We start from the raw sequence: 16,469 nt of genomic DNA, 5'->3' as shown, positions 1-16,469 counted from the left end.
CGAATTAGGGCAATAAATCCAAAGAGGCATTAATCACCTCTAGTGCGCTGGGTGGGGATTTTATATCCCCTACGTTGTAAATAGTATTAGCCCAATACCCTTCGGTTTTCCACCTTGGGGAATCGCAATAAATTTCTACGGTAGGTTTTCCCAAAACGGCAGCCAGATGGGTCAATCCTGTATCTACCCCTACTGTTAGATCTGCACCAGCAATCACAGAAAATGCCTCTTCAATAGAAAAAGCGGGGGGGACAAGTGCATCTGGGACATTTGTGGCTAACTCTTGGCTAAGCTGCTTTTCAGCAGCATTTCCCCATGGGAAGACGACTTGATATCCGCGTCCAGCCAATTCTTTTCCAAGGGCAATCCAATTCTGATTAGACCAACGCTTAGCCTCTCTCGCAGTAGAGTGAAAGCAAAGAACATAGGGCTTTTGCAAGCCCATGATGGACTTCTCAAGCAAAGACTGGGTAAAGGTCTCTGGATAAAACCGTGGGGCGTTCGCTCGATCGATTAATGGCCAAGCTAAAGCGGAACTCATGACCCAGCGAGAACGATCCACTGCATGACAATCTGCCGAGACTTGAACGCACTGATTATAAAAAATTCGTGCTACTGGCTCATATCCAGAATACTGGGTAGCATTAGCCAGGCCTGCCACTACTGTATTAGGTGACTTCTTAGCTAATGCACAGACCAAGGCGGACTTTAATAAACCCTGAGTCTCTATTACGTAATCGTACTGAACTGACTGCAAGACTTTCTTGAATGCAAAAAATTGTTTCCAAGTAGCCAACTTGAAAAGATTCTTTTTCCAGCGGCGTAAGCCAAAGGGAATGATGCAATCAATCCCCTTAAATTCTGTATTAGACACAAGGGGTGTTAGCAGATGAACATAGGCCTCTTCCACAACCCAATCAATTTGGGCATTTGGTAGACGCGCGCGTAAATCCCAAACAATTGGCAAATTGTGAAGCACATCTCCTAAGGAGGAGAGCTTCACCAAGAGAATTTTGGGATTTGAATGATCTTGCTGGGCAGATAAATTGCTCATAGGAGCATTATCTTATCTTTTAGGAAATCCTAGAACTTCGGTGCGGCATCCCACAACAAACCCGCACTATCTTTGGCATTCATATTGGGCGCTATACCTGCTGGTAATGGCCATTCAATACCTACATCAGAGTCATTCCAAGCAAGGCAAGCCTCGCTTTGGGGGTGGTAATAATCTGTTGTCTTATATAGGAACTCAGCAGTTTCAGAGAGGACCAAAAACCCATGGGCTAATTTTGGAGGAATCCACATTTGTTTATGATTCTGGGCGCTTAACTCGACACCAACCCACTTTCCATAAGTGGGAGAATCTTTACGAATATCTACCGCCACATCAAAAACGCTGCCAGCCACAACCCTCACCAATTTACCCTGGGTCTTTTCTAATTGGTAATGCAATCCCCGCAAAGTCCACTGACGAGAAAACGAGTGATTGTCTTGTACAAACTCGATATCTAAACCGGTCGCCTTTGAAAAATCTTCGGCATTAAATGACTCCGTAAACCAGCCACGCTCATCGCCAAATACTTTGGGCTCAATCACAAAAACATCATGAATTGCAGTAGGCGTTACTAACAACTTGGAGTTCGAGCTCATCAGGTGGTCTTTTTCGCAGAAAGAGAAATAGGCTGTGCAGAAGTGTTGAGCTCGTTCACAATTTTACTGAGGTACTGACCATAACTATTTTTACTCAGCTGGGAGGCCACCTTGAGAACGGCTTCAGCGCTAATCCATCCTTGACGGTAGGCAATCTCTTCTGGACAGGCAACCATTAAACCCTGACGCTTTTGCAGAGTAGCAATAAAGCCAGCGGCATCCAACAAAGAATCATGCGTACCCGTATCCAACCAGGCAAAGCCACGACCCATGATTTCTACGCTCAGCTCGTTGTTATCTAAGTAAACCCGATTGACATCGGTAATTTCGAGCTCGCCGCGTGCACTGGGCCTAATGGAGGTAGCGATATCACAAACTTGGTTATCATAGAAATATAAGCCTGTTACTGCGTAATTACTTCTGGGGTTTAAGGGCTTCTCTTCAATCGAAAGTGCCTTGTAATCTTTATCAAACTCCACTACACCATAGCGCTCGGGGTCGTTCACGTGATAGGCAAATACTGTTGCCCCAATACTTCTATCGTCTGCACTATTGAGCTGATTAACCAACTCATGGCCATAGAAAATATTGTCCCCAAGCACTAAAGCGCTGGGATGGTTGCCAACGAAATTTTTTCCTAGTGTGAAGGCTTGTGCCAGGCCATCAGGAGAAGGCTGAACGCAATACTCAATATTTAATCCCCACTGAGAACCGTCACCCAAGAGCTCAGAAAAACGCGGGGTATCGTGCGGCGTGGAGATCAATAAAATATCCCGAATACCTGCCAGCATTAAGGTGCTCAATGGGTAATACACCATTGGCTTATCGTAGACCGGCATCAATTGTTTAGAGACTGCTTGAGTAACGGGATAAAGACGGGTGCCAGAGCCCCCAGCCAAAATAATTCCCTTGCGATTTACAGCCATACTTTTACCTTTTAAATAAGCCCATCTTTGGCAAGCTTGCTAACGTAAGACTGAACTTGCAGATCCCAGGCCTCGTTCCAATGCTGCAATTTTGACATATCGCCGCTCTGCTCTAAGGCAAGCTGTAGCTTAGCATTACCCATCCGTGAATTCATGGGTCTAGGGGCTGGTAATGGGTACTCTATGGCCAAAATAGGCTTGATCGCTTCTGGGCTAACTTTCAGCATAATACCGGCGTCTATGGCCGCCTGAGCGGCTACTTTTGCTAAGCCATGCCAGCTTGTTTCCCCAGTAGGTACCGCATGATAGATGCCTGAAGAAAATATTCTGAGCTGCATTTGCTGATCTAGAGACAAATCTAAGCTGACCCGAGCTAACCAATCCGCACCCGTTGGAACCCCATGCTGATCGTGGATCACTTTCAATTCTTCGCGCTCCTTTGCTAAGCGCAAGATCGTGCGGATGAAATTGCCACCCTCACCATAAACCCAACTCGTACGGAAAATAGCAAACTCTCCAGATGACGAACTTGCAAAAGCACTCTCAACCGCTTCTTCGCCTGCTGCCTTGCTCTGGCCATAAATACCCAGAGGGTTACGAAGATCGTCTTCAAGATAAACACCTTCTTTATTCCCATCAAAAACATAATCGGTGGAGTAATGCAAAAAAGTGGCGCTATGTGCTGCGGCATAGAGCGCCATCAACTCAGGTGCTTTCGAATTGATGGCGTAAGCTAGCTCAACTTCAGATTCGGCTTTATCTACTGCGGTGTAGGCAGCGGCATTAATAATCAGATCTGGTTTTGATTGAGTTAGCAGATTGCTAAGATCGATAGGATTACTTAAGTCGCATTGAGCTCGTCCAATATAGTGAACTTGATTTTTCGCAGAAAAATACTCACCCTCAAAAAGGCCTTGAAATGCCTTTCCGAGTTGGCCATCCTTGCCAAATACGAGGATATTCATTGATGTCGCTCTGAATAGCTTAGTTGTATTGCTTTTGAAGCCAGTCGCGATAAGAGCCGCTCACTACGCCCTCAATCCAAACGGGATTATCTAGATACCACTGAACTGTTTTACGAACTCCGGTATCAAAAGTCTCTGTCGGACGCCAGCCAAGCTCTCGCTCAACTTTACTTGCGTCAATGGCATAACGGCGATCATGGCCGGGGCGATCTTTAACGTAAGTAATTTGCTCAGCATAGGACTTGCCATCCACGCGCGGCTTTAATTCATCCAGAATACGGCAAATAGCATTTACCACTTCTATGTTGGCCTTTTCATTCCAGCCGCCAATGTTGTAGGTCTCACCCAATTTTCCTGCTTCGAGTACTTTGCGTATAGCTGAGCAATGATCTCCAACATAAAGCCAATCCCGCACTTGCTGACCATCACCATAAATGGGTAATGGTTTGCCATTTAGCGCATTCAAAATCACTAAAGGAATTAACTTCTCGGGGAAGTGATAGGGGCCATAGTTATTAGAGCAATTAGTAGTGACAACTGGAAAGCCATAGGTATGGAACCAAGCGCGCACTAAATGATCAGATGCTGCTTTTGATGCGGAGTAAGGGCTGTTAGGCTCGTATGCGTTTTTTTCAGTAAACGCAGGATCAGTGACCGTCAAGGAGCCATAAACCTCGTCAGTGGATACATGATGAAAACGAAATTTGTCCTTCGCTACACCCTCAAGGCTATTCCAATATTCCCGCGCGCACTCGAGTAGATTAAAAGTGCCCACAATATTAGTTTGTACAAACTCGGCAGGCCCATGAATAGATCGGTCTACATGGCTTTCAGCGGCAAAATTAACGATTGCGCGGGGCTTGTATTCTTGAAGTAACTTACTAACCAACTCTTTATCACCAATATCGCCATGAACAAAGATATGGCGAGAATCGTTCTTTAATGAGTCTAGGGTTTCGAGATTACCAGCATAGGTTAATTTATCCAGGTTAATAATGCCTTCAGTAGCAGCATCGGATAACCAATCCAAAACAAAATTGCCGCCAATAAAGCCTGCGCCCCCTGTTACTAAAATCATTTAAACCCCATTCTTAATCTGTAAGTAACTAAATTATCTCTCATAAAACTAATTATTGGCATTCATTTGAGTAATAGCTCTTTTCATAGCTAATGCATTGCATCTTTCGATACGCTTCATTCTCCTAATAAATGGAGAGTCTATAACACCATCACCAAAAATATGCGCATGCACTTCTTCATAATTTTTTTCAACATCAATCACCAAATGAGGTAATTCCTCTAAGGAACCCCATATGATGAATTTGGAATACGCTGTTTTTTCCACATAAGGGGCGGTCTCACAAATCACAATGGCACCACTACGCAATGCCGGCAAAACTCGAAGCTCTTCAAGAGTGTCATAACTATCGGTTTGACGAATATTAATAACTATCTTTGTCTTCTGATAAATTTTATCAATCCCAAAATATACATCTCGTATATTTTTACTAATAATACGGTGCTTTTTTAAATCTTCTAAGAATAATTTTCTTCTGGAAAGATCGGGGTTACCAAATAAAGTGATCACCCCATTTCGGCCATGAGAGTTGATAGAAAGCGGATATAAACTCGGACTAATACAAAAAGATTTTCTTAAATAAGCCTTTAGCTTAGGTGCTGACCGAATATTGAATAAATTGATCCTACTGTAATCAAAAATAATATCTGCACTAGTCAATTTTTCTATTTCTGCAATTCGGACTAAGTACTTTTTTTCATACCCTGGAACTGTCAGGCCATCTGGAATTCCCAGAGATAAAACATTGTTTCTTGGGTTAAACAGGGTATGTTCAATTTGCAAAAAAATATTCGTAGACGGCATCAATAATTTAAGGAGCTTAAAGCCAGGGCACTCATAAAAAACAAGTCCTCTTTTTTTTATTTTCCCTAGATTCTGAATGAGTAAATTTTGAACATAGAAGTAGTAATCATGGATGACTATCTCAGGATTACTGCGGAAAATAAAAATAGTCCAATTAATACGACAAGCACTGTATTTTTTGCTAGAGAAAGGATTTCTCAAATAAACAGCAAGTGCGATGAATGGAAATAGAAAATACATTAGTTGAATACTGGTAACTTAGAGGTTTTTTTTATTTTCGAGATAAAAAAGTTCATATGGATATTGCTTCTCATCCTCAAGAACTTGATTTACTTTTTTATCAAACATTCCACGATAGCCACCCAACAAGGTAGTTTTATATTTCTCATTTTGAATAAAATCACGATTAAATTTAGAAGCCGTCCGAATACCCTTGGTATATCCTTCGTCAGCTAGATCGGATTGAACATTATCAATGAGAGCAACATCTGCACTGGCAATCTCTTTTTTATACTTCTTATAGAAGCGCCAAAAAAAGTCTCCATCCTCCTCCCCCAATCCAAGCAAACGCTCATCGAAAAATCCAACCTCTATTAATTCCCGTTTATCTAGAATGAAGTGAGAAAAGCTACCGTTAATCTTAAAAGTTCCAGGGTGCTCGGCCATTGCCTCTTCCAAAGCATCAAAAAAACAAATCCCATTTTCGGATCTCAGCTCGAGATCATCATTCAAAATCAGAGCGCGGTTATGGCTCGCAGTCAATGCGCCACGGTTCCATAGCTTTGCCAAAGACTGAAAACTCGGAAACATGGTTGGGAATACTTTCGGAAAACGCGCAAGATAAGACAAGATGTTGGCACGATAAACCTCATCAAATGCACCCTTGGCTGGGCCATTAATTACTACAATCACTTCTATATTCGGACGTTGTGTCTTAATTTGAGCAAGTAATGGCACCATATAGGTGTCAAACCGCTTATCAAAGGTGGTGATCACTACCGAGTAAGGGGCTGAATGCTCAGACATAAAAATAAATTAGTATTGAGGAATGAGAAGTGTACGTATTTCAACTGCTGGATGCCCTAGCGATTATTCACAAGGCCTGCTTCCAATTATCGCTCAAAGCCTTGGGTATAAGCTCGACTGGGTAAAGCCCAACCAAGCAGATCTCCTCATCATGGGCCCCTTCATGAATCACCATGCTAAGAAGCTCAAATGGTGTCCTAAGCCACTTCGCCCAGCTGCTCAGACGCTATTTAACTCATTCTCTTCCCGAACAGATTTACCGCTTAGGGTTTTCCATAGCGCAGAAAATCTTCGTCATGACACCATCCCGGCCGACTACAGCATTTCTTTCGATCTCAACATCAACTCCCCTACCCACTTCCGCCTTCCTTATTGGATGGAGATGATCAATTGGTCGCATGAGGGCATCGTAGGCAATAAAAATCCTCGGTATGGTCAGTTAATGAATATCGAGCGCTTAATGGAGCCCCTTGGTATGCATTTTTTAGATCGAACAAAAGCTGCCGCTTTTTTGAGCTCTCATCTTCGTGAGCCTAGAAAAACACTATTTGAAGCAGTACAAAACGTCATGCCTGTATCTGGCTTTGGTGCTCATTTTGATCAAAATATTCAATCTCACCATGCGAGTGGGTTTCTCAAACAAGACATCCTCAAAGAATTTGCCTTCAATCTTTGCCCAGAAAATGGCATGTACCCAGGCTACTACACTGAAAAAATTCCCGAAGCCTTCTTTGCCGGTTGTTTGCCTATTACCTGGACAGATCAAAATGTGCGGGTCGACTTCAACCCCAATGCATTTATTAATCTTGCTCCGATGGCCTGGTGCAACTTTGATCCGCTTGCAGAAATCGTAAACTCCCCCCCACATCTGGAGGCTTATGCATCAGAAGCCTTACTTCTCAATGCTCCGAGCATTTTGCCATTTAGGGATTTTGTGAAACGCATTATGGAAGATGTAACCTCTTAAGCCATGAAGATTGGTTTTCATACAAATGGATTATCGCTCCGCGGTACTGAAATTGCTCTTTACGATTACGCCAACCATAACCAACAGCTACTAGGTAATGAGTCTGTTATCTTTTATCGTAAAAATAATCAGGTCATTCCATCGGTATTGGAAAAATTTTCCAATCAATTTAAGTTATGTCCCTATGATGGCCAAGCGGAATTAAATCGCCTCATTGAGAAAGAAAAAATTGACCTAACCTACTTTATTAAGTCAGGTGAGCGGGACGATGCTATTTGTGAGAGCTCGCCCGCTCTCATTCATGCAGTCTTTCCAACTAAGCCAGAAGAATTTCATGGGGACAAATACGCCTTTGTTTCACAATGGCTTTCAAAAGAATATTCCAACAATAAAATTCCATTTGTTCCCCATATGATTGAGTTACCAGACTATGATGGCAACCTCAGATCTGAACTTGGAATACCTGAGAGAGCAACCGTTCTTGGATGGTATGGGGGTTCAGACAGCTTCAATCTCGAGTTTGTAAAGAAAGTGATCCTTGAGGTCATTGAAAAGCGCCAGGATCTCTATTTTTTATTCATGAATATGGAGCCCTTTGCTAAGCATTCAAAGCTCATCTTTCTACCCGGCAACTCCGATCTAATTTACAAGGTGAAATTTATTAACACGTGTGATGGAATGTTGCACGCGCGGGGTATTGGTGAAAGTTTTGGTTTAGCCTGTGGAGAGTTCTCCATCAAAGGAAAACCGGTTATTACTTATGCTCTATCGCCACAACGCAGTCATATTGATATCTTGGGTGATAAAGCAATTCTCTATAAAGGTAAAACGGATTTAGCCGAAATATTCCAAACATTTACTCGCCAAGTGCAGCACGAAAAAAATTGGGATGCCTACTCGCAAGATTTTTCCCCTGAAGAAGTCATGCGTCAATTTGACGCCATTTTTCTGCGCGGCAAAAATCTATCAGAGATCAGCGTTTCAGCGCTCGATCGAATGGTGATCCAAAAATACCGTTTTGAACGCAAATTACGGAACTTACAAAAAAAGCGCTACTTATAGGCGCTTGTATGTAGATTGAAGTTGAGCTAGCTTGGAAACCAAGGGTTCTTAGAGAAGCAACGATCTACAGCGCGTGAGACTGAACGTTTTAGCTTTGCTAATCCCCGGATAGGCAGCCTTCCAGGCCTATCTGCTATGGTGGTCTGAACTCCAGTGATATCAACTGGATAAGGATTGATAGCTAAAAATTCTAGGTGATGTTTTTGGTAATGCTCTAAAAAATGATCTAGGGGCTCGTAAATATCTGCTGAGGCGGCAATGAGTATTTTGGCGGCTTCTGGTTTGATCAGGTAGGCAGTTGCTCCAACTGCATCCCCAATATTTCTCACTAAATGGATATCTTCGTTGTCCTGAAGTTTCTCTTGCGGGACTTCACTCAAACCCTGCAGCCTGACGGCACTCCATTCCTTGCACCCTGTCATTAAAAAATGAATTGTTTTTTCGAAGTGCGGGAGCAAGAAAAAGTCATCTTCAAAAACAATTGTTGCCATATTTTTGTCTACACATTCTTGCCAGGCTTTCTTATGCGACAGGAAACAGCCAAGCTCATTCGGGGTTAATTCAAAACCTAATAATCTTTTTACCTTTTCAGGTTTGTATTCTTTAGGATTATCTTTTAGTTCAGTCCCTCTAACCGCATCTACGAAATGCCATGGCAAGCTCGTCTTGTTAAGCTCAGATCGAACCTTTTGTTGCCGGGCATCAGATCCGGCTAATGAGATTACTAAAGCATGTATATCCTGCATTAGAGATAACTCTGTAAATAACGTAAAGATCTCTTCACGCTTTTCAATATGCGTGAAGGTAGAGATTTCTGATCATTACCATCATTCAGACCTGATTCCCAGTTTGACTGATATAGGACGCCAAGATAGTTGGACTTGAGTTTTTCCTCGGTCTCACCTAATCGTTTCATCATGAAATATTGCCAGTCATAGTGATAGACCCTAAATAGTGGCTCGATTGCAAGCAATGGAATGGCTTGGTATTTTAATAAGGCCTCACCATAGATCAAAGTCTCTGGATATTGAGGGGTCACTAAATCCCAAAGCGTAATGCCTTTGGGTATCAAATATTCCCGATCTAAAGATTCCCATACCTTAGCCGACCAGATAAAAGGTGCAGGTGCGCAATAAAACTCAGGACCCTGCCGCTCAAATAGGGCTTGGACTCTTTGGGCCTCTGCACGAAGATTAGCTGCTATCTTCGCCTGCCCACGGTTGATGGCTAGTTGAAAAAATTCTTTATTTTGATGGAGTACCGTAAAAGGAATTCCATCACTAGTCAGAAAATCAGCCTTAGAAAAAGGCCGAATAAATACGCAATCAGAATCTAGGCAAAGATAATTTTCAGAAATTTTTAAACGCCAAAACTCAGATTTAACAATTGCTTGGGACAAACCGCCAGGCATTGCCTTGTATTTTTCAAATACCGCCTTTGGATTAGTGGCGACTATATCCTCGTCAGCTATCCAAATATAGGATGCTTTGTTTCCGAGAACTTCATCCAGGAGTCCTTTATCAGCTAAAGGAGAAGAAATATAAAAGGGAATTTGATCAACGTTGTATTGCTCAATTGAAGAAAGCAATCTTCGAAGACGCAAGAAGTCATTGCGATAAGACTTGCAGTAGAGGACGAGATCTTTCAATTAGTTCCTTATGATTTCTATTGAATTTCAGTCAGAATTTGCTGCACTGCTTGATCCACTCCTAATGGCAACCATTTTGGCTCAATCAAGCTGCGCGCTTGCCAGTCTAACCAAATTCTCTCCAGAGCCATGGATATTTCCGCTTTATCACCCTCTAAACTGAGATAGGCGCCCCGCTCTTCCAGCATGTGATCTAGTTGTGGGTTGCGATGGGTAATGCCCCATATAGGACGTCCAGTCCACAGGTATTCATAGAACTTGGATGGGATGTATTCGGCACACCACTCATCATTACCATGAAGCAAAATCAATACATCAGACTCTTGCATCTTTTCAACCACTCGCTCACGCCCCGACTTACCTGTATAGGGATCTTTTTCAAGACGTCCGTGCGCAAGGAGTACATCATTCATATCCAAATGCTTCAATGCTTCAATCGTTAGGTCATCTAATGGAGCACCATATGCATGAATGCGTATCCGCTCTCTAGCCTCAGGGTATTTTTGGAATAAGGGGACCAAGGCATTGAGGATAGTTGACAATGAACGGTCCTTTGCAAGAGAACCAAAATGGCATAAATTTAATTTTTCAGAATATTCATGGGGCTTAGCAGCGCCCAGACTACCTGGAGGTTCTGCCCCCGGAATCACCATAAATCCCTGCGCATTGCCTGGTGTATTCAAATTCGTATTGCGCGCTTTAGCGTAATGTAAAGCACCCTCAGTAAACCACCATACAAAATCAGCATGGTGAATGATGCTCTTTTCTAAAGATTGCCGAAATTGTGCATCCCGATTACTTGGTTTATCAGACCCTTCATCAGCAGGGCTTTTACGAATAACCAATGGATCATGCACTTCAACGATCCAATTCACTCCCGTTGCCTTCTTTAGCCATAAACCAGCCAAATGAGCAGACCATGCGCCACCAGTGGAATACACCACATCTACCTTACCAGCGCGAATCAATTGAACGCCATGTATAAAGGCTGGCATGGCCCAAGACCATTGACTTGAATACCCCAGAAATAGTTTTTCTAAACCAACAAATGGCGCCAAGAGAATTGACACTGTCCTAGTTAAGACTTTATAGATAAAACCGCGGCCGTAGTGATTGGCAATCCAATGGCGGAAATCAAACCGAAAGGCAGCAGGCCCCCATGCTAGGAGCTGGCGATGTGGGAAGCGCTGATCTTTAATTCCAGTGATAGCGCTAAAAACAATGGGTTTAATTCCCTCATTAAGCAAGTAAGGGATTTTGTCGGTAATGGTTTGGCTTGATGCGCGACCATCCATATTGAATCCATGGGACAAAATCAACCACGATTTTTTTGCAGGCATTGCGCTGATATTTTTAGTCAAACTCAGTGTTACTCAGCTTTAATTACCGGCAACAATTGACATGACTGCCATACGCACTGCAATTCCAAAAGTAACTTGATTAAGGATGACTGACTGTGGGCCATCGGCGACTATAGAGTCAATTTCTACACCACGATTCATGGGGCCAGGATGCATCACGATGGAATCTGATTTTGCTAAAGCCAAGCGTGCAGGAGTTAGGCCATATTGCGTAAAGAAGGCGTCGCCTTCCGGTACTTGACCCGCTTCCATGCGCTCCTTCTGAATACGGAGCGTCATTACTACATCCACATCCTTTAAGCCCTCTTCCATGCTATGGAAAACCTTCACACCCAGCATGTTGAGATCGCTTGGCAGAAGACTTTCAGGGCCAATGACGCGGATTTCTTCACATCCTAAAGTCGTTAATGCGTGAATATTAGATTTGGCTACACGACTATGAACAATGTCACCCACAATCGCTACTTTTAAGCCTTTGAAATTCTGTTTAAAGTGACGCATCGTATACATATCCAACAAACCTTGGGTTGGATGCTGATGACTACCATCGCCTGCATTGATCACATGGACATGTGCAGGGACATGGTTAGCAATTTCAATCGGCGCTTTAGAAATACCATGACGCACTACAAATATATCGGCCTGCATCGCCACCAAATTATCAATCGTATCTAGCAAACTCTCTCCTTTGGCGGTAGAGGATGTAGATATATCCAAATTAATGACATCCGCAGATAATCGTTTCGCTGCAATTTCAAAAGTAGTTCGGGTGCGTGTCGAATTTTCAAAGAAGAGATTGAAGACACTCTTACCTCGCAGCAGGGGAACTTTTTTGACTTCACGTGAAGGGTCGGTAATACTGACAAACTGCTTTGCAGTGTCCAAAATATGGAGAATCTGCTCTTTTGGAAGACCTTCAAGAGTAAGAAGGTGCGTTAACTCGCCAGCCGGATTGAATTGGTTCACTAAGTTCATTCTTCACGCCCCTCAAGCTCAAAGCTAAACTTGCCAGCATTATCTTTTTCTAATACCAGTATTTTGTCTTCTGGTATCTGAAGCTCTTCACCTACAAAATTAGCACTAACTGGCAGCTCGCGACTACCTCGATCTGCTAGGACCATTAAATCCACTTGTGCTGGTCTACCAAAATCAAATAACTCATTAAGCGCTGCTCTTACTGTTCTACCAGTAAATAAGACGTCGTCAATCAGGATCACGTGGGCACCATTGACATCAAAAGGCAAATCAGTAGACATTGCACTAGCTGTTCGTAAGGCAGTCATACCCTTCTCAGCATAATCATCTCGATGAAAGGCCACATTGATCACACCGTAATGAGGCAAACCTAAATCTTGAGCCAAACGCTGAGCAATCCAAGCGCCTCCCATGGCTAGGCCAACAAGCTCAAAAGAGCCGGACTGGAGTCTTTGGTGCAACTTATCCAATAGCTTGATGTATGAGGATTCAGCATTCATTCTTCAGTTCCGATGTCCATTGATTTCAATTTCTAGTCGATCGTCTTTACCGCAAGCTCTGCAAAATATTGCTCCAAAATTAATGCTGCAGAATGCGCATCTAGATTGTCATGCATATCAGCATCACCTTCTAAAACCACCGAGCTATAGCGCTCATCTACCCAATTAACGGGTAAATTGAAGCGTCCCTGGAGTTGATTGCCAAAACGCCTTGATTTAGCAGTCATCTCATGTTCAGCACCATCGGGGTGCGTCGGTAGCCCAACTACGAGTTGATTCGGCTGCCATTCAATAAGAAGACCTTCAATTTCTTGGAAAAGGGCATCGGCATTTACCGCAGCAATTGTCTTTAATGCTTGCCCTGCCCTTGTTATTGAATTACCGACCGCCACACCTACTCGGCGAGTTCCATAATCAAATGCCATTACCATCTCGGCTTTAGGCATGCCCCGCCTCGCCTGATAAATGCGATAGATCAAAACCTAGGCGGCTCATCGCCCTCTCATATCGCTGACTAGATGGAGTATCAAAAATGATATCGGCCATTTGCTGACGCGAGAGGGGTACATTCATCCAGCCATTTAAAGTGATCTCTTCTTCAAGCTGTCCAGCACCCCATCCCGCATAACCTAAAGTCATCAGAAACTTTTTAGGTCCAGTCCCCGAAGCGACGGCCTCAAGAACATCTTTAGAGGTGGTCATTGTTAATCCACCGGGGATCACCAAGGAGGAGCTATAAGCGGCGTTTGGTTCAGGCTCATGCAAAACAAAGCCGCGCTCAACTTGCACTGGCCCCCCAAAATATACTGGCTGCTCCAGTAATGGAGCAATTTCTAATTTGAGCTCAATTTTGTCAAAGAGGGTTGCTAAATCAACCTCAGTTGGCCTATTCACGACCAAGCCCATTGCCCCTCTTTCAGTGTGCTCAAACAGATAAATCACTGCACCTGCAAAATTGGGGTCCACCATTCCGGGCATCGCTATCAGGAATTGATTTGCCAGGTGATCTGCTGAAAAAGAAATTGAAGACTCTGGCACAGACCCTAGGTCTGAAGCGGGGGGCGCTTTATTAGCCGATGTCATATGGGCTTATTTTACAGAAAATATGCCCTAGTTAAGCGCTTTTTACCAATAAACCATATGATAGTGGCATGAAAAAAGCCTTAGTTTGGCTCCGCCGCGACCTTCGTCTCTATGACAATGCCGCCCTCCATTACGCCCTAAAAGAGGCGGAGCAAGTATGGCTCGCCTTTATTTTTGATGTCGAGATTCTTAAACCCTTACTCAAGGGTGAGTTAGATACCAATGGTCTCAAGCACGATCGACGGGTTGATTTCATATGGCAAGGTTTAAAACAGATTGATGATGAGCTACGCACTTTAGGTGGGGGTCTGATAGTTCGCTTTGGAAATCCGACTGCATATATTCCAGAGATCGCGAAAGAGCTTGGTGTCAATGCAGTTTTTACTAATCATGACTACGAGCCTTCTGCGATCGAGCGAGATGCCACTGTTACGACCGTCTTAGGAAAGCTTGGTATTGAGTTGAATACCTTTAAAGATCAAGTCATCTTTGAAAAGAAAGAAATTCTGACTAATTCCAATACGGTATTTTCTATCTTCACTCCCTATAAGAATAATTGGCTAAAGACACTGCAAGAAAAAGATTTGGTCGCCTATGAATGCGATCCAAAGCCTGGGCAATTTGCAGCCATTCCAAAAAAATTAGATCTCAATTTCCCTTCACTTGAGTCTATGGGCTTTTGTGCCACAGGCATTGAAACCTACTTACCCCCTGGCTCTGCGGGTGGGCAAGCCTTTCTTGAAAACTTCCTTCCACGAATTGATCAATACCAAATTGGCAGAGACTTTCCGGCCATCAAAGGAGTGAGTTACCTATCGACTCACTTACGCTTTGGCATGCTTTCGATTCGGGGTTTAGTGCGTGAGGCACACCGCCGTATGCTGGCCGGTAGTATGGGTGCCACCATCTGGTTGAGCGAATTGATTTGGCGTGATTTTTATTTCATGATTCTGGCTAACCACCCACGCCTAGCAAAAGGTGCCTCTTTCAAACCAGACTATGACAATATCGCCTGGGAAAGCGGTGCCAATGCCAAGAAGCTTTTCAATGCTTGGTGTGAAGGAAAGACAGGCTATCCCCTGGTTGACGCAGCAATGCATCAACTCAACCAAAGTGGCTATATGCATAATCGCTTACGCATGGTGGTGGCGAGTTTCCTGACTAAAGACCTCGGCATTGACTGGCGCTGGGGGGAGGCTTACTTTGCGGAGCACCTCAATGATTTCGAACTCTCCTCAAATAATGGCGGTTGGCAGTGGGCCTCATCATCTGGCTGTGACGCTCAACCCTACTTCCGCATCTTCAATCCGATTACCCAATCCGAAAAGTTTGATTCTGAGGGTAAATTTATTCGCCGCTACCTTCCTCAACTTGAAAAACTCTCCAAGAAATCAATCCATGCTCCTTGGCAAGCAGGTCATATCGAGCTTGAAGCAGCTGGAGTTGTTTTAGGTAGAGACTATCCCCTACCAGTAGTAGATCACGATGAAGCCCGTAAAAAAACCTTGCTTCGCTACAGCGTAGTCAAAAAAATGACTGAGTCCCCCGCATAGAGCTGAAACGCTTTAAGATAGGTCATGAGTAAGATCTACGCAGTGGGCGACATCCAAGGATGTGCGCCATCACTCAAAACCCTCGTTAAAAAATTACCTAAAAAATCTAAAATGATTTTTTTAGGGGATTTAGTCAATCGTGGCCCCGACTCTTTGGGAGCCTTAAGGCAACTCAAATCCTTACAAGAATCTGGTCGCGCCGAATGCATCTTAGGTAATCATGACCTGCATCTATTGGCTATCGATGCGGGTTTACGTAAAACCAAGGGTCTGGATACTGTTGAGAGCATCTTAAAAGCACCTGATCGCGCCGAACTGATCCACTGGATTCGTAATCGACCTATGGCACTGAGCGATGGCAATGTGCTTACCGTGCATGCAGGCGTCCTTCCTCAATGGGATCTGCAGCAAACCATTGAGTGCGCTCATGAAGTTGAAAAAGCATTGCGCGGAAAATCCTACAAAAACTTTTTAGCAAACATGTATGGCAATACTCCCAATAAATGGAATAAATCATTAAAAGGGGATGAGCGCTTGCGGGTCATCACCAATGCCTTAACCAGAATGCGCTTTTGTACTTCAGGTGGCACCATGGAATTTGCAAGCAAAGAGGGTCTTGAAAACGGCCCAAAGGGCTATATGCCTTGGTTCACAGTCCCCAAAAGAAAAACGGCGGGCACCTTAATTTATTTTGGTCACTGGTCTACCCTAGGCTTACTGCGACGCCACAATGTTATCGGTCTGGATACTGGCTGTGTCTGGGGCGGGAAATTGACTGCTATGGAAATCGCTACTAGCAGGAAAGACTCTAAGGGTTTAGAAATCATCCAAGTGGCTGGCTATGACCACCCACTCAGAATGTAATTACATT

General features: G+C 43.7%; 18 protein-coding genes. 4 read left to right on the top strand and 14 right to left on the bottom strand.

The window, feature by feature from the left end:
- Positions 1–4: 4 nt before the first annotated feature.
- The 7 genes from waaC to ICN45_RS07845 are packed head-to-tail and all read right to left on the bottom strand — an operon-like array spanning position 5 to position 6,449.
- On the bottom strand, positions 5–1,054 hold the full coding sequence (gene waaC, locus ICN45_RS07875) for a lipopolysaccharide heptosyltransferase I (RefSeq protein ID WP_216175115.1): 1,050 nt from the start codon (positions 1,052–1,054) through the stop codon (positions 5–7).
- Positions 1,055–1,083: 29 nt separating this feature from the next.
- Complete coding sequence (gene rfbC, locus ICN45_RS07870) at positions 1,084–1,650, bottom strand: dTDP-4-dehydrorhamnose 3,5-epimerase (RefSeq protein WP_216175113.1); 567 nt, start codon at positions 1,648–1,650, stop codon at positions 1,084–1,086.
- Entirely contained in the window at positions 1,650–2,576 is a 927-nt protein-coding gene (gene rfbA / locus ICN45_RS07865) for a glucose-1-phosphate thymidylyltransferase RfbA (protein ID WP_216175111.1), read from the bottom strand. The genes rfbC and rfbA overlap by 1 nt, the downstream gene beginning before the upstream one ends.
- 11 nt (positions 2,577–2,587) lie before the next feature.
- The gene (rfbD, locus tag ICN45_RS07860; RefSeq protein ID WP_216175109.1) at positions 2,588–3,541 is read right to left on the bottom strand and encodes a dTDP-4-dehydrorhamnose reductase; all 954 of its coding nucleotides are present in this window, start codon (positions 3,539–3,541) and stop codon (positions 2,588–2,590) included.
- Positions 3,542–3,560: 19 nt separating this feature from the next.
- Positions 3,561–4,619: a dTDP-glucose 4,6-dehydratase gene (rfbB, locus tag ICN45_RS07855; RefSeq protein WP_216175107.1), complete on the bottom strand. Its 1,059-nt coding sequence runs from the start codon at positions 4,617–4,619 to the stop codon at positions 3,561–3,563.
- A gap of 48 nt (positions 4,620–4,667) precedes the next feature.
- The gene (locus tag ICN45_RS07850) at positions 4,668–5,663 is read right to left on the bottom strand and encodes a hypothetical protein (RefSeq protein WP_216175106.1); all 996 of its coding nucleotides are present in this window, start codon (positions 5,661–5,663) and stop codon (positions 4,668–4,670) included.
- An 18-nt stretch (positions 5,664–5,681) separates the two neighbouring features.
- Entirely contained in the window at positions 5,682–6,449 is a 768-nt protein-coding gene (locus ICN45_RS07845) for a glycosyltransferase family 2 protein (RefSeq protein WP_216175104.1), read from the bottom strand.
- A gap of 22 nt (positions 6,450–6,471) precedes the next feature.
- Here ICN45_RS07845 and ICN45_RS07840 point away from each other — a divergent pair, with 22 nt between their 5' ends.
- Both ICN45_RS07840 and ICN45_RS07835 read left to right on the top strand, forming a co-directional pair.
- Entirely contained in the window at positions 6,472–7,416 is a 945-nt protein-coding gene (locus ICN45_RS07840; RefSeq protein ID WP_216175102.1) for a glycosyltransferase family 10 domain-containing protein, read from the top strand.
- 3 nt (positions 7,417–7,419) lie between these two features.
- Positions 7,420–8,478, top strand: coding sequence for a hypothetical protein (locus ICN45_RS07835; protein ID WP_216175100.1), 1,059 nt, complete (start codon positions 7,420–7,422; stop codon positions 8,476–8,478).
- Between the two features lie 26 nt (positions 8,479–8,504).
- Here the strand turns inward: ICN45_RS07835 and ICN45_RS07830 are convergent, their stop codons facing one another.
- From ICN45_RS07830 to ICN45_RS07800, 7 genes are read right to left on the bottom strand one after another with little or no spacing between them, the layout of a single operon-like run.
- A complete protein-coding gene (locus ICN45_RS07830) occupies positions 8,505–9,224 on the bottom strand; it encodes a glycosyltransferase family 25 protein (RefSeq protein ID WP_216175098.1) in 720 nt (239 codons plus the stop codon).
- A complete protein-coding gene (locus ICN45_RS07825) occupies positions 9,224–10,126 on the bottom strand; it encodes a DUF6492 family protein (protein WP_216175096.1) in 903 nt (300 codons plus the stop codon). The genes ICN45_RS07830 and ICN45_RS07825 overlap by 1 nt, the downstream gene beginning before the upstream one ends.
- A 17-nt stretch (positions 10,127–10,143) precedes the next feature.
- Positions 10,144–11,466 carry a glycosyltransferase gene (locus ICN45_RS07820; protein WP_216175095.1) on the bottom strand — a complete coding sequence of 441 codons (1,323 nt, stop codon included), beginning with the start codon at positions 11,464–11,466 and terminating at the stop codon, positions 10,144–10,146.
- Positions 11,467–11,505: 39 nt separating this feature from the next.
- A complete protein-coding gene (locus tag ICN45_RS07815; RefSeq protein WP_216175093.1) occupies positions 11,506–12,462 on the bottom strand; it encodes an aspartate carbamoyltransferase catalytic subunit in 957 nt (318 codons plus the stop codon).
- Positions 12,459–12,962: a bifunctional pyr operon transcriptional regulator/uracil phosphoribosyltransferase PyrR gene (pyrR, locus tag ICN45_RS07810; protein ID WP_216175091.1), complete on the bottom strand. Its 504-nt coding sequence runs from the start codon at positions 12,960–12,962 to the stop codon at positions 12,459–12,461. Before pyrR ends, ICN45_RS07815 begins: the two co-directional genes overlap by 4 nt.
- Positions 12,963–12,994: 32 nt before the next feature.
- On the bottom strand, positions 12,995–13,408 hold the full coding sequence (gene ruvX / locus ICN45_RS07805) for a Holliday junction resolvase RuvX (RefSeq protein ID WP_216175089.1): 414 nt from the start codon (positions 13,406–13,408) through the stop codon (positions 12,995–12,997).
- Positions 13,401–13,985, bottom strand: a complete 585-nt coding sequence (locus ICN45_RS07800) for a YqgE/AlgH family protein (RefSeq protein ID WP_216175674.1) — start codon at positions 13,983–13,985, stop codon at positions 13,401–13,403. The genes ruvX and ICN45_RS07800 overlap by 8 nt, the downstream gene beginning before the upstream one ends.
- Positions 13,986–14,113: 128 nt before the next feature.
- Between ICN45_RS07800 and ICN45_RS07795 the strand changes: the two genes are divergently transcribed.
- A complete protein-coding gene (locus tag ICN45_RS07795) occupies positions 14,114–15,598 on the top strand; it encodes a cryptochrome/photolyase family protein (RefSeq protein ID WP_216175088.1) in 1,485 nt (494 codons plus the stop codon).
- 24 nt (positions 15,599–15,622) lie between these two features.
- Positions 15,623–16,462, top strand: coding sequence for a symmetrical bis(5'-nucleosyl)-tetraphosphatase (locus ICN45_RS07790; protein WP_216175086.1), 840 nt, complete (start codon positions 15,623–15,625; stop codon positions 16,460–16,462).
- Positions 16,463–16,469: the final 7 nt, after the last annotated feature.

It is taken from the genome of Polynucleobacter alcilacus, assembly GCF_018881545.1.
GTDB classification, from domain to species: Bacteria; Pseudomonadota; Gammaproteobacteria; order Burkholderiales; family Burkholderiaceae; genus Polynucleobacter; species Polynucleobacter alcilacus.
This window is presented reverse-complemented; position numbering and strand designations above follow the sequence as displayed.